Below are 14,115 nucleotides of genomic sequence, written 5' to 3' on the forward strand. Positions count from 1 at the left end.
CGTAGGCAGAGCGGTTTTCCTCGTTGTCTTCCCGCCAGCGTTATAGTTAGATAATCGCGACTCAAGGCTCTCAGCGGAAATAACGTGAACATACTGTTGGTGGAAGACGACCTGCAATTAGGCAAGGCGCTGTGCCGAGCATTGGAGCTGGCCGGCTTTAATTTGTGCTGGGTGCGCCTGCTCACCGACGCGGAAAATAAACTTTCACCCGGCGGGTTCGATTTGATGCTGTTGGATCTCACGCTGCCGGACGGCGACGGTTTGCAGAAGCTGATCGCCTGGCGCGCCGCCGGACAGAATATCCCGATCATCATCCTGACCGCCCGCGATCGCATCGAGAGCCTGGTGAACAGCCTCGACTCCGGCGCGGACGACTTTCTGGCCAAACCTTTCGCGCTGCCCGAACTCATCTCGCGCGTCAAGGCAGTCAACCGGCGCATGGCGGGCTTCGCGTCTCAAACCTGGAGCCTCGGCGCGCTGTATCTCGATCCGGTCAACCATCAGGTCATGCTGGATAACGAACTGCTGATGCTGTCGAAAAAAGAGTATCACCTGCTGCACGAACTGATGCGCTGCGCCGGCACCGTGGTGCGCAAAGCGGTGTTGGAACAGCGGCTGTTCGGCCACGGCGATAGCGTGGAAAGCAACTCGCTGGAAGTACACATGCATAATTTACGCCGCAAGATTGGTAAAGAAAGAATCATTACCGTACGCGGCATTGGCTATTTGCTGAAGAAAGAGTAGCGGGATGATCGGTTTCAAATCCTTCTTTATGCGCACCATTATTTTCCAGGTCCTGGCCATTTTATTATTGTGGGGGATCCTCGTCGCCTGGGTGAAGTACTGGTATTACCCCGACATGGAGAAATATTTCGATAACCAGCAACGCATCGTCGCCGCAGGCATCGCCAATATTCTCGATGAAACCGGCACCGATAATATCGATTACCGCGGCATCATCAAAACCATTGAAGGCATGTACATTGATTCCATCAATAACGGCATGCAGGATGAAATCGACTATCACCCGCTGTTTGTGGTTTACGATCGGGACAGCCGGGTGCTTTACAGTTCGCAAACGCAGGGAGAACCGCTGCGTCTGCCGCCTTCGGTGCTGTCCGGCTCCGTCAATTACGCCGGCGCCAACTGGCACCTTGCCGGCAGCTGGAGCGAAAAGCGCCAGTACCGGGTGATCGTCGGCGAGTCTTTCAACGATCGCACCACGCTGTTCGGCAACCCGGCGGAAAGCACCGCCGTACCGCTGTTGGGCATTCTGGCGGCGATCATCATTACCTTGCTGTTTACCGCCTACTTCAGCCTGCGGCCATTGCGCCAGATCGCCCGCACCATTTCCGATCGCCAGCCTGGCAACCTGTCGCCGCTCAACGTCAGTGAGCAGTATCAGGAAATCCGGCCGGTGGTGATGGAGGTCAACAAACTGATGGCGCGCATCGACGCGGCCAATCAGCGCGAGAAACGCTTTATGGCCGACGCCGCGCACGAGCTGCGCACGCCGATCGCCGCCGTGCTGGCGCAGCTACATTTGCTGACCCAGGTCAGCGAGCAGCAGGAGCGCCGGGAAATCATCGGCGACATGCAGCAAGGGCTGGATCGCGCGGCGTCGCTGTCACGCCAGCTGATCAACCTGGCCAAGCTGGAGGCAGAAGATTTTCCGCTGAAGATTGAGGCGGTGGATATCTATGCGGAGATCGGCAAATGCATCGCACAGCACGTCCCCTATGCGCTGGAGAAAGATGTCGAACTGTCGCTCGACGGCAGAGAGGATGTGGTGGTGAGTACCGACCGCCATGCGCTGATCGCCATCTTCACCAACCTGCTGGATAACGCGCTCAAGTACGCGCCGCCCGGCAGCCGCATCGAGGCTAATATCCGCTCGCTGGCGCCGCTCGGCTGCTATATTACGTTGCGCGATAACGGCCCGGGGGTGAGCGAAGAACACCATTCCCGCCTGTTTGAACGCTTTTACCGCGTGCCCGGCACGCAGCAAACCGGCAGCGGGCTCGGATTGGCCATCGCCCGAAACCTGGCCGACAAAATCGGCGCGCAGCTGCGCGTCACCGAAGGCCTTGACGATCGCGGCATCGGCTTCATCATCGATTTGCCGGAAAGTTATCGGCCACAGACTGAGAGTGAACAACGACCATGATTGCCCCTGTTCTGCTGCAACGGCAGCAACTCGACCGGCTATGGGATATCGACCGCAGCGAAATTATCGACACACTGTATCGCCTGCGGGACGGCAAGTTGCAATCCTATGCGGAGTACTACGACGTGCGCGGCTGGGATCCGCACGATCGGGAAACCTATACGCCAATCCACGCAGCGTGCTTCGATCGCGGCGGCGCGTTCTTCGCGCTGTTCGAAGGCGAGGAGATCGTGGCGGCGGCGGCGCTGGACACCGAGCCGCGCGGCCCACAGCGGGATCTGCGCCAGCTGCTGTTCTTTTACGTCAGCGCGCACAAACGCGGCCAGGGGTTAGGCAGGCAGCTGTTCCAGCTCTGCCTGCGTCAGGCGGCGCAAGACGGCGCCGCCGGGCTGTATGTCTCCTCCATCCCCAATAAAAGCACCGTAGACTTCTATCTGGCGCAGGGCTGCCGGCTCATCGAACAGCCGGATACCGAATTGTTCGCCCGTGAGCCGGAAGACATTCACCTGGTCTGCCCTTGCCGCTAGCGGCCGGGGTTAACGGGCGATGCGCATCACCGAACGCACGTCGCTTTTCTTGTTCAGATCCCACACCTCGGCGATCTCCGCCAACGCGTGCTCCTGCGTCTCGATAGTGAGCGCTCCGGTCGCCGCCAGCGCCAAAATCTCGGTCGCGTAGCGCTGCATCTCCGGTATCGGCGGGAAGTTGCCGGTACCGCTGCCGAGGATCTGCAGCTGATTGCTGCGCAACACCGCCGCCGGCAGCCGGATGTCCGGCGCGGCCATCGAACCGACATTGACCAAGCGAATGCCGCGTCCGCCGGCGTAAGACGAGAGATCGTGATTATTGAGCGTCGCCAGCAGCGCTTCAGTCGCCGGGCCCCAGATGTAATCGACGATTACCTGATAACCGCCCGGCCCCGCCGCCGCCGCGAAGGCCTGCGTCAGCGCCTCGCCCTGCAGGCTCAGATCCACCGTGGCGTCTACACCCAATGCCTCCAAAACACTCAGTCGACGGCCGGCGGCAACAATGCGTCCGGCCCCCGCCTGACGCGCCGCCGCGACCGCCAGCTTGCCCGAGGTGCCGGTGGCGCCGATGATCAGCACCGTTTCACCGGGCTGCAGATCCGCCCGCCAGCGCAGCGGCAACCAGGCGGCGAAGGCCGGATTGATCAGCGCGGCCGCCGTGGCGTCGTCCACCGTCGCCGGCACCGGCACCGTCCAGGACGCGACGCTGCGCTCTGCCATCGCGCCGTAAGGGCGACGGAAAGAGGCGAAGTACACCCGTTGCCCGTCCGCCGTACGGCCCACGCCGTCGGTGCCGGGCACGATCGGCAATTGCTTCGGGCTGGAATAGTGGGTTCCGGCGACGGTGGCGCGATCCAGCTGTTTGATGCCGGCCGCCAGAACGTCGATCGGCACTTCATTCGCCTGCGCCTGAGGCTCCTCAAAGGTGCCGAAAACCGGGGGTTGCCCCAGCGCTGTTACGATTGCCGCTTGCATGGTGACTCCTCAAATCGTGGGAACGTACAGGAAAGAATAGGCCGCTATAAAATAAAAAGGGACACCGCATGATGCGGTGTCCCCCAAACACAAACTTTGCCGAACGTGTTATTCGTAATCGCTCATCGGCACGCAAGAGCAGAACAGGTTACGGTCGCCGTACACGTCGTCCAGACGCTTAACGCTCGGCCAGTACTTGTTCTCGCGTACGCCGGCCACCGGGAACACCGCCAGTTCGCGGCTGTACGGATGCTGCCAGTCGTTGACCAGCTCCGCCTGGACGTGCGGCGCATTCACCAGCGGGTTGTCTTCCAGCGGCCATTCGCCCTTGGCGACGCGGTCGATTTCGCTGCGGATCGCCAGCATCGCATCGATAAAGCGATCCAGCTCCACCTTGCTTTCCGACTCGGTCGGCTCGACCATCAGCGTGCCCGCCACCGGGAACGACATGGTCGGGGCGTGGAAACCGAAGTCGATCAGGCGCTTGGCGATGTCCATTTCGCTGATGCCGGTCTCTTCCTTCAGTGGACGAATATCGAGGATACATTCGTGCGCCACGCGGTGATCGCGGCCGGTATACAGAATCGGGTACGCGTCTTTCAAACGGGTGGCGATGTAGTTGGCGTTCAGGATCGCCATCTGGCTGGCCTGCTTCAGGCCCTCCGCGCCCATCATGCGGATGTACATCCAGCTGATAGGCAGGATGGAGGCGCTGCCGAACGGCGCCGCGGAGACCGCGCCCTGCTGGGTGGTCACGCCGTCGATCTGCACCACGCTGTGGCCCGGCACGAACGGCGCCAGGTGCGCTTTCACGCCGATCGGGCCCATGCCCGGGCCGCCGCCGCCGTGCGGGATACAGAAGGTCTTATGCAGGTTGAGGTGCGACACATCCGCGCCGATGTAGCCTGGCGTGGTGATGCCCACCTGGGCGTTCATGTTGGCGCCATCCAGATACACCTGACCGCCGAACTGATGCACGATCTGGCACACTTCACGGATGGTTTCTTCATACACGCCGTGGGTCGACGGGTAGGTCACCATGATGCAAGAGAGTTCTTCGCCTGCCTGCTCCGCCTTGACGCGCAGATCGTGCAGATCGATGTTGCCGTTCTTGTCGCAGGCCACCACCACCACGCTCATGCCCGCCATCTGGGCGGAGGCCGGGTTGGTGCCGTGTGCCGAGCTCGGGATCAGACAGACGTGGCGGCCCGCTTCGTTGCGGCTTTCGTGGTAGCGGCGGATCGCCAGCAGGCCGGCGTATTCGCCCTGCGCGCCGGAGTTCGGCTGCATGCACACCGCGTCATAGCCGGTCAGCTGCACCAGCCACTGGGACAGTTGGCCGATCATCTGCTGGTAACCGGCCGCCTGCTCCGGCGGGCAGAACGGATGCAACTCTGAGAATTCAGGCCAGGTGATCGGGATCATTTCCGCCGCGGCGTTCAATTTCATGGTGCAGGAACCCAGCGGGATCATCGCCTGGTTGAGCGCCAGATCCTTGCGCTCCAAGCGATGCATGTAACGCATCATCTCGGTTTCGCTGTGATAGCGGTTGAATACCGGGTGGGTCAGGATCGGATCCTGACGCAGCATGGCGGCCGGGATCGATTGGCTATTTTTGCTCACCGCCGCGTCCAACGCGTCGATGTCCAGACCGTGATTGTCGCCGGCCAACAGTGCGAACAGCGTTTGCACGTCTTCACGCGAGGTGGCTTCATCCAGCGTGATGCCGACGGCGCCGTGAATGTCGGTACGCAGGTTGATGCCGAAGCTCAGCGCGCGCTCCAGCACGGCGGCCTTGTCCTTCACTTCGACGGTCAGGGTGTCGAACCAGGTGTGGTGACGCAGCGTCAGGCCGGCCTTCTGCAGCCCGGCGGCCAGAATGTCGGTCAGGCGATGGATGCGCCCGGCGATGCGCTGCAGGCCTTGCGGGCCGTGATACACCGCGTACAGGCTGGCGATGTTGGCCAGCAGCACCTGCGAGGTACAGATATTCGAGTTGGCTTTCTCGCGGCGGATATGTTGCTCGCGAGTCTGCATCGCCATGCGCAGCGCGGTGTTGCCGGCGGCATCGCGGGAAACGCCGATAATGCGGCCCGGCATCGAACGCTTGAACTCGTCGCGGCAGGCGAAGAAGGCGGCGTGCGGGCCGCCGTAGCCCATCGGCACGCCGAAGCGCTGCGCGGAGCCGAACACCACGTCGGCGCCCTGCTTACCCGGCGCGGTCAGCAGCACCAGAGCCATGATGTCGGCAGCCACGCTGGTGATGATTTTGCGCGATTTCAGTTCGGCCAGCAGCGCGCTGTAGTCGTGCAGTTCACCGGTAGTGCCCACCTGCTGCAGCAGCACGCCGAACACGCCGTCCAGCTCCAGCACTTTTTCCGCTTTATCGACGATGACGTCGAAGCCGAAGGTTTCGGCGCGGGTGCGCACCACGTCCAGCGTTTGCGGATGCACGTCGTCAGCCACGAAGAAACGGTTGGCGTCTTTCAGCTTGCTGGCGCGTTTGGCCAACGCCATCGCCTCGGCGGCGGCGGTCGCTTCATCCAGCAGCGAAGCGGAGGCCAGATCCAGACCGGTCAGATCGAGGGTCACGGTCTGGAAGTTCAGCAGCGCTTCCAGACGGCCCTGCGACACTTCCGGCTGATAGGGGGTATAAGCGGTGTACCAGCCCGGGTTTTCCAGCATGTTGCGCAGGATCACCGGCGGCGTCAGCACGGCGCTGTAGCCCATGCCGATATAGGATTTGTAGCGCTGATTCTGCGAGGCGATCGCCTTCAGCTCAGCCAACGCCTGATGTTCGGTCGCCGCGTCGCCGACCGGCGGCGGCCCCGGCAGCTGAATGTCCGCCGGCACAATCTGTTGGATCAGCGCGCTGAGCGAGCGAGCGCCCACCGCTGCCAGCAACTCCTGGCGTTGTTCCGCAGAAGAGCCGATGTGGCGTTCAATGAACGCTTCGCTGTGTTCGAGTTGGCTGAGTGTCTGAGTCATTGCTACAAATTCCTGAATGCTTGCGTGATACGGGATATAGCTTGAACGGTAACTAAAACGCCCCGGCCGAAAGGCCTGGGGCGTGGTCACGATTACTCGTCGATCGAGGCCTGATAAGCTGCGGCGTCCAGCAGGTTCGCCAGCTCGCCTTCGTCGGAGGCTTTAATCTGGAACAGGAAACCGTCACCGTAAGGTTCGCTGTTCACCAGTTCCGGAGAGCTTTCCAGCTCGCCGTTCACCGCCACGATTTCGCCGCTGATTGGTGCGTAAATGTCCGATGCCGCCTTGACGGATTCCGCCACGGCGCAATCTTCACCGGCGGCGACGCTGCGGCCCACTTCCGGCAGATCGACAAACACCATATCGCCCAGCAGTTCCTGCGCATGTTCGGTGATGCCTACGGTGTAAACGCCGTTACCTTCTGCACGAACCCACTCGTGGGAAGATGCGTATTTCAATTCTGTTGGCACATTGCTCATCGCCGGTTACTCCTTCGAAGAAATAAAAGAATCAATCAATAAAAAATCAATTTGTCAGCGGCTTGCCGGCGCGAACGAAACCGGGCTTGGTCACTTTGACCGGCATTTCACGGTTGCGGATCTGCACGATAGCCTGCTCGCCGATGCCTGCCGGCACGCGTGCCAGCGCGATGCTGAAGCCCAGCGTCGGAGAGAACGAGCCGCTGGTGATCACGCCTTCGTGGGTTTGCCCCGCCGCGTCGGTGAAACGCACCGGCAGCTCATTACGTAATACGCCTTTTTCCGTCATGATCAAGCCGACCAGTTGCTCGGTGCCCTGCTCGCGCTGTTGTTCCAGCGCTTCGCGGCCGATGAAACGGCGATCTTCCGGCTGCCAGGCGATGGTCCAGCCCATGTTGGCGGCCAGCGGCGAAACGCCTTCATCCATCTCTTGCCCATAGAGGTTCATGCCCGCTTCCAGGCGCAGGGTGTCGCGTGCGCCCAGACCGGCCGGCTTGACGCCCGCGGCCAGCAATTTTTGCCAGAAATCCGCCGCCTGCTCTTTCGGCAGCGCGATCTCATAGCCGGCCTCGCCGGTGTAACCGGTGGTGGCGATGAACAGTTCGCCGGCCTGCACGCCGAAGAATGGCTTCATGCCTTCGACCGCGCTTTTTTGCTCCGGGGTGAACAGGGTGCCGGCGCGCTCTTTGGCCTGCGGGCCCTGCACCGCGATCAGCGCCAGATCGTCGCGCACCGTCAGCGCGACGCCATACGGTGCGGCGTGCTCTTCGATCCAGGCCAGGTCTTTGTCGCGGGTGGCGGAGTTCACCACCAGGCGGAAATAGTCTTCAGTGAGGAAATAAACGATCAGGTCGTCGATCACGCCGCCGGAGGCATTCAGCATGCCGGTGTACAGCGCTTTGCCGGGTTGGGTCAGTTTGGCGACGTCGTTCGCCAGCAGGTAGCGCAGGAACTCGCGGGTGCGGGCGCCGTGCAGATCCACAATGGTCATGTGAGACACGTCGAACATGCCGGCATCCTGACGCACCGCGTGGTGCTCATCGAGCTGCGAGCCGTAGTGCAGCGGCATCATCCAGCCGTGAAAGTCTACCATGCGCGCACCGCACGCCACATGCTGGTCGTACAGTGGGGTTTGCTTTGCCATCTTTTCCCTCTTTCCACTCGTCGCTAGAAGTTAGGGTGCTGCCACGCAATGCGGCGGAGCCTGGCTCGCGGCCCGATCGCCATGGCGCACTGACTGCTCAACACAAATGCTGCGCCGGGACGGGCGGAAACTGCGTGCAACCGCCGTGACGCAAACGATACCTTTCCCTCGAACTTATCACCGAACGACCACATTAACCATAAGTTAAAATAGGCTCATCGCCGTTCCGGGGCGGTAAAACGCCGGGCTAGTGTGCAGAGTTTTTCACTGGAAAAATGCGCCTTAAGGCACAAAATTAACAATTAAAGCGGCAAAACACCGAACTTATATAACAAACCTATGGCCTCACATGGGATCCGGACTTTTGATAACCGAACATGGAATTAGAAAAAGTAATGATAAAAAGCGGCTGAAATTAGATTATTTCAAATGAAGGGTTATATAAGGAAAAGCGATGGAATAAGGCGGGAAGCGCGAGCCCGGTGCGGGCCCGCAGAAGGAAGGGATCAGGCAAGCCACTCGGGCAGATCGTTCAGGCCCATCGCCTGACGCACCAGCTTCGGTTTGACGCCCGGCAGGCTGTCTGCCAGCCGCAGGCCCACGTCGCGCAACAGCTTTTTGGCCGGGTGATTGCCGTCGAACAGTTCGCGGAAACCCTGCATGCTGGCCAGCATTACCGCCGCGCCATGTTTGCGGCGGCGCTCATAACGGCGCAAATAGAGGTGCTGGCCGATATCCTTGCCCTGCCGCTGCAGGCGGCGCAGTTCGGAAATCAGCTCGGCGGCGTCCATGAAGCCCAGGTTAACGCCCTGGCCGGCCAACGGATGCACGGTATGCGCCGCATCGCCCACCAGCGCCAGGCGGTGCGCTGCGAAGCTGCGCGCATAGCGGCCGGTCAACGGGAACGCCAGCCGTTCGCTTTCCAGGCTGCAAGCCCCCAGGCGCATGTCGAAGGTCATCGCCAGTTCGCGGTTGAACTGCGCCGGTTCCAGCCGTTTGAGCCTTTCGGCTTCTTCCGGCGTCACCGACCAGACGATAGAGCTCAAATACGGATCGCTGAACGGCAGGAACGCCAGAATGCCGTCGCCGTGGAAAATTTGCCGCGCCGTCGCCTGATGCGATTCTTCGGTGCGAACGGTGGCCACCAGCGCGTGGTGGCGGTAATCCCAGAAGGTGAGCGGGATATCGGCATGCTGGCGCAGCCACGACTGGGCGCCGTCGGCGCCAATCACCAACCGGGCGGTCAGCATGCGGCCGTCCTCCAGCGTGACGAAGGCGTCGTTCTCGCCCCACGCCACCTGCTTGAGCGCGGCCGGGGTAATCAGCGTGATGTCCGACAGGCTTTCGGCGCGTTTCCACAGCGCCTGCTGGATCACCGAATTTTCGATGATGTGGCCGAGATGGCTGAAGCCGCACTCGTCGCCGCGGAAGGCGATTCTGCCGAAGCTGTCGCGATCCCACACTTCCATCGCGTTATAGGCGCTGGCGCGCAGCTGGAGAATGTCGTCCCACACGCCGATGTGCTGCAGCAACCGCTCGCTGGCGGCATTGATGGCGGAGACGCGCAGGGCCGGCTGTTCCGACGGCGGCGCCATCTCCGGCTGGCGCTGCTCCAGCACCGCCACGCGCAGCCCGCTGCCCTGCAGGCCGCAGGCCAACGCCAACCCCACCATACCGCCACCGGCGATAATCACGTCAAATGATTGCATGCTGCTCGATTTCCTTAAATAACGCGCGACGCCTTGCCGCGCCGCGCTTTGGGCGCGTTAAAGCGCCCGACCATGTCTCTAACGTTCCACCCAGCCCAGCGTACGCTTAGCGAAGGCATCGCGTATCGCCGGCAAACGTTCCATCGCCATCAGCCCCAGATTGCGGCCGATCACCAGCGGGCCATAACGGTTGGCGAACAGATGAATCAACCCATCGGTCACGCCGATCGTCGCCCGCTGATCGTTTTGCCGCCGCTGCTGATAACGGCTCAGCAGTGCGTAACCGCCGGCGTCTTCGCCGCTGTCTGCCGCTTCCGCCAGCGTTTCCGCCAGCGACATCACGTCGCGCAGGCCAAGGTTGAACCCCTGCCCGGCGATAGGATGCAGCGTTTGCGCCGCGTTGCCCACCAGCGCCAGCCGGTGGCTGACATGGCGATCGGCGGTCAGCAGACCGAGTGGGTAACTGTGCCGTTTACCGGCTTTGAGGATGCGCCCCAGCCGCCAGCCGAAGGCCTGTTGCAGCTCGGCGATAAACCGCTCGTCGTCCCAGGCATCCACCTGGGCGCGATCTTCGCGCGCATGGCACCATACCAGTGAACTGCGCCCCTGCGACATCGGCAACAGCGCCAGCGGCCCATAGCGGGTAAAGCGCTCAAAGGCGCGCCCCTGCGGATCTTCCGCCGTGGTGACGTTGGCGATGGTGGCGAACTGCGGATAGTCCTCCTGCCGCCACTGCATATTGCAGGCTTGCGCCAGCGCAGAGCGCGAGCCGTCGGCCGCCACCAGCAATTGCCCGCGCAGACGCTGGCCGTTGTCCAGCAGCACTTCCGCCCGCTCTGCGGTGCGAATCACGTCCACCACCCGCGCCGGGCAGTGCAGCGTAACGCCGGGGGCCTTGGCCAGCAGCGCGAACAACCGCTGCCCGGCGTCGTGCAGTTCGATCACCTGGCCGAGCGCATCGACCTGATAATCTTGCGCCTGCAGATTCACAAACCCGGCGTGCCCGCGATCGCTGACGTGCACCTGAGTGATCGGCGTAGCGCAATCGCGCAGCGCCGGCCAAACGCCGATGCGCGCCAGCTGTTGGCAGGTGCCCTGCGCCAGTGCGATGGCGCGGGCGTCAAAGCCCGGATGGCTGCGGTCGTCCGGCCGGGTCGCCTCGACCAGATCCACCGCCATTCTTCCCTGAGTGAGCGACGAAATGGCCAGCGCCAACGTCGCGCCCGCCATACCCCCGCCAACGATAATAACGCTCATGCTACGACCTTGCCGCCGCCATCAAAGCCTCGATGGCATCGGCGTCTTTCACCACGGTGGCGGTCAGGTTTTCATTGCCGTCGGCGGTGATCACGATATCGTCCTCGATGCGGATGCCGATGCCGCGGTACTCCGCCGGCACGTCCGCATCCGGCGCGATGTACAGCCCCGGCTCCACGGTCAGCACCATGCCCGGCTCCAGCAGCCGATCGCGGCTCGGCGTGCCGTAGTGGCCAACGTCGTGCACGTCGAGACCCAGCCAGTGGCTCAGCCCGTGCATGAAGAACTGACGGTGCGCCTGCTCGGCGATCAGCAGGTCGACTTCACCTTTCAATACGCCCAGCTCCACCAGCCCGACCACCATGATGCGCACCACTTCGTCATTGACTTCGCGAATGCTGGTGCCGGGTTTGAACAGTTCCAAAGCGCGCTGCAGCGACGCCAGCACAATGTCGTACACCGCGCGCTGCGGCCGGCTGAACTTGCCGTTGACCGGGAAGGTGCGGGTGATGTCGCCGGCGTATCCCTGGTACTCGCAGCCCGCGTCGATCAACACCAGATCGCCGTCGCGCATCTGGCTCTCGTTCTCGGTGTAGTGCAGGATACAGCCGTTTTCGCCGCTGCCGACGATGGTGTTGTAAGACGGGTAACGGGCGCCGAGGCGGGTGAACTCATGATGAATTTCCGCTTCCAGCTGGTATTCGAACATGCCCGGACGGCATTTTTCCATCGCGCGGGTGTGCGCCAGCGCGCTGATCTCACCGGCGCGGCGCATCACCGCCAGCTCTTCCGGCGACTTGAACAGCCGCATGTCGTGCAGCCACGGCCGCCAGTCGGTAACGGTGGCCGGCGCCTGCAGGTTCTGGCGGAACCCCTTGCGCAGCTTGTCCAGCGCGCTGAACAGGATCTGATCGGCATAGGCGTATTCGCCCTGCGCGTGGTAGACCACGTCCAGGCCGTTGAGCAGCAGGTGCAGTTGGTCATTGATTTCATCGAACGGCAGCGCGCGATCCACGCCCAGCTTTGCCGGTGCGGCGTCTTGCCCCAGGCGGCGGCCAAACCAGATTTCCGCCGTCAAATCGCGCACCCGGTTGAACAACACGCTGTGGTTGTGCGTTTCATCGCTTTTAATCAGCACCAGCACCGCTTCCGGCTCATTGAAGCCGGTCAGGTACCAAAAATCGCTGTTCTGCCGGTAGGGATAGTCTGAATCTGCACTGCGCGTCGTTTCCGGCGCAGAGAAAATAACCGCCGCACTGGCCGGCGCCATTTTCGCCAACAGCGCCTGGCGGCGGTTGTTGAATTCCTGCTGAGTCATTACCTTCTCCTGAAATCATGCCATCCGCACCGCCGGCGGAGAGGCGATAGAACGTTTAGTGCAGCGTCGGTTTGATATTTTCCGGCGCCGTCGGTTTGTGACGGGTGAATTCGCCGTGGCACATGATGGCGGCGACCCGCACATACTCCGCCACTTCTTCCAACGACTGTTCCAATTCTTCCTGATCTTCGTCTTCGTCGTAGCCCAGCTGCGCGATATTGCGCAGATCGTCAATCGCTTCACCGACTTCGTCTTTCACCTGAGCCAGCTTCGGCTGCATCATGCCCAGCCCGAGCAGGAAGTGGTTGACCCAACCGGCCAGCGCGTCGGCGCGATCGAACACGCTGACGATCTCCCCTTCAGGCAGCATCAGTTGGAACAGGAATTCGTCATCTTCCAGCGTGTCACGCGTCGCTTCATACAGCTGCTGCAGCGGTTGGCTAAGCGCCTGCGGGAAGGCGACGCCTTCGTTGGTCAGATCGTGCACCAGCGCCTGCCAGCCGGCATCACGGCTGCCGCCGCACAACAGGCCGCTGATCAGGCCATGCATTTCTGCCGCGGTCAGCGCCACCGACTGCTGGTTGAGGGCCACGGTCAAAGATTGGTAACTTGGAAATGTATTCTGTATAGACATGCGCATTCGTCATCGTTGGCAGGATAAGTTCGTGTTATGCTACCACCAAGGTCCGTCGCTATACCAGATAAGCGCGACACCTCAGTGGCTAGTTATAATCGCGATGTGGCAGGTTTCACACTGCGCCGGCGGGTGACGAAAGTGCGGTAAATACGCATTTTGAAACCCTTTTTTGACTGGCAATGTCCGCCACAGTAGATTACAACCAGGTACTGAAAAAGGGGTTGTATCTTGGTACCGAGGTATATATAGTGGCGCCCGCTTTGACGGCCCGGCCCGGGCGGACAAGGCTGGCGCGAAATTTAGGCAGGAAGGTGGCATGTCTGCACAACCGGTAGATATTCAAATTTTTGGCCGCTCGTTAAGAGTCAATTGCCCGCCAGAACAACAAGATGCGTTGAATATGGCGGCGGACGATCTTAACCAACGGTTGCAAGATCTTAAAGTTCGCACTAGAGTCTCCAATACTGAGCAACTGGTTTTCATCGCGGCATTGAACGTCTGTCACGAACTTGCTCAAGAACGGTTGAAAACCCGTGACTATGCGTCCAATATGGAACAACGCATACGGATGCTGCAGCAGACCATTGAACAAGCGCTGCTTGAACAAGGTCGCATCTCTGAACGTCAGGATGCACAATTCGAATAACTTAAGTTGTTGAAAGCCAAGTTTTCGGCAACGAGTACAAAATTTCTCTGAGATGTTCGCCAGCGGGCCAGTCCCCTGAGCCGATATTTAGTACAAACAGAATGTGTTGCTCCGCGATCGGTGAGCACGCTCGGTGCGCCGAGAAGCCTTAAGATTGCGACGGCACGTTCACCTTGAACCATGGGTTCAAGGGTTACAGCCTGCGACGGCATCTCGGAGATTCCCCTTCTCAGCGGTTTTGTGTGCTGAACGCCACACTGAGCAAGCC

Annotated in this window: 12 protein-coding genes and 1 other RNA gene; 5 read left to right on the forward strand and 8 right to left on the reverse strand. The window is 61.3% G+C overall.

Annotation, left to right across the window (positions count from 1 at the left end):
* Positions 1-84 precede the first annotated feature (84 nt).
* From CPH57_RS16755 to CPH57_RS16765, 3 genes are read left to right on the forward strand one after another with little or no spacing between them, the layout of a single operon-like run.
* Positions 85-744 (forward strand): response regulator, encoded by a 660-nt coding sequence (locus tag CPH57_RS16755; protein ID WP_033652176.1) that lies wholly within the window; start codon positions 85-87, stop codon positions 742-744.
* A 4-nt stretch (positions 745-748) separates the two neighbouring features.
* On the forward strand, positions 749-2,167 hold the full coding sequence (locus CPH57_RS16760) for an ATP-binding protein (protein WP_096242576.1): 1,419 nt from the start codon (positions 749-751) through the stop codon (positions 2,165-2,167).
* Positions 2,167-2,694, forward strand: a complete 528-nt coding sequence (locus tag CPH57_RS16765; protein ID WP_231922839.1) for a GNAT family N-acetyltransferase — start codon at positions 2,167-2,169, stop codon at positions 2,692-2,694. Before CPH57_RS16760 ends, CPH57_RS16765 begins: the two co-directional genes overlap by 1 nt.
* A gap of 9 nt (positions 2,695-2,703) precedes the next feature.
* Here the strand turns inward: CPH57_RS16765 and CPH57_RS16770 are convergent, their stop codons facing one another.
* The 8 genes from CPH57_RS16770 to CPH57_RS16805 all read right to left on the reverse strand — a co-directional run bounded on the left by CPH57_RS16770 (position 2,704) and on the right by CPH57_RS16805 (position 13,198).
* Positions 2,704-3,669, reverse strand: coding sequence for a zinc-binding alcohol dehydrogenase family protein (locus tag CPH57_RS16770; RefSeq protein ID WP_033652179.1), 966 nt, complete (start codon positions 3,667-3,669; stop codon positions 2,704-2,706).
* Positions 3,670-3,777: 108 nt separating this feature from the next.
* Positions 3,778-6,657, reverse strand: coding sequence for an aminomethyl-transferring glycine dehydrogenase (gene gcvP, locus CPH57_RS16775; RefSeq protein ID WP_015378983.1), 2,880 nt, complete (start codon positions 6,655-6,657; stop codon positions 3,778-3,780).
* A 92-nt stretch (positions 6,658-6,749) separates the two neighbouring features.
* Positions 6,750-7,136, reverse strand: a complete 387-nt coding sequence (gene gcvH / locus CPH57_RS16780) for a glycine cleavage system protein GcvH (protein ID WP_025304150.1) — start codon at positions 7,134-7,136, stop codon at positions 6,750-6,752.
* A 46-nt stretch (positions 7,137-7,182) separates the two neighbouring features.
* Positions 7,183-8,280 (reverse strand): glycine cleavage system aminomethyltransferase GcvT, encoded by a 1,098-nt coding sequence (gene gcvT / locus CPH57_RS16785; RefSeq protein ID WP_004931631.1) that lies wholly within the window; start codon positions 8,278-8,280, stop codon positions 7,183-7,185.
* A gap of 506 nt (positions 8,281-8,786) precedes the next feature.
* The gene (gene ubiI, locus CPH57_RS16790; RefSeq protein WP_089197405.1) at positions 8,787-9,989 is read right to left on the reverse strand and encodes an FAD-dependent 2-octaprenylphenol hydroxylase; all 1,203 of its coding nucleotides are present in this window, start codon (positions 9,987-9,989) and stop codon (positions 8,787-8,789) included.
* A gap of 78 nt (positions 9,990-10,067) precedes the next feature.
* Positions 10,068-11,246, reverse strand: coding sequence for a 2-octaprenyl-6-methoxyphenyl hydroxylase (ubiH, locus tag CPH57_RS16795; RefSeq protein WP_047573764.1), 1,179 nt, complete (start codon positions 11,244-11,246; stop codon positions 10,068-10,070).
* A gap of 1 nt (position 11,247) precedes the next feature.
* Positions 11,248-12,564, reverse strand: coding sequence for a Xaa-Pro aminopeptidase (gene pepP, locus CPH57_RS16800; protein ID WP_033652182.1), 1,317 nt, complete (start codon positions 12,562-12,564; stop codon positions 11,248-11,250).
* Between the two features lie 55 nt (positions 12,565-12,619).
* A complete protein-coding gene (locus CPH57_RS16805) occupies positions 12,620-13,198 on the reverse strand; it encodes a YecA family protein (protein WP_004931622.1) in 579 nt (192 codons plus the stop codon).
* 319 nt (positions 13,199-13,517) lie between these two features.
* Here CPH57_RS16805 and zapA point away from each other — a divergent pair, with 319 nt between their 5' ends.
* Together zapA and ssrS are read left to right on the forward strand one after the other, a co-directional pair.
* On the forward strand, positions 13,518-13,847 hold the full coding sequence (gene zapA / locus CPH57_RS16810) for a cell division protein ZapA (protein ID WP_004931621.1): 330 nt from the start codon (positions 13,518-13,520) through the stop codon (positions 13,845-13,847).
* Positions 13,848-13,888: 41 nt separating this feature from the next.
* Positions 13,889-14,071, forward strand: a non-coding RNA gene (gene ssrS, locus CPH57_RS16815) — 6S RNA.
* Positions 14,072-14,115 lie beyond the last annotated feature (44 nt).

This window comes from Serratia sp. JKS000199 (assembly GCF_900215455.1).
Lineage (GTDB): Bacteria > Pseudomonadota > Gammaproteobacteria > Enterobacterales > Enterobacteriaceae > Serratia > Serratia ureilytica.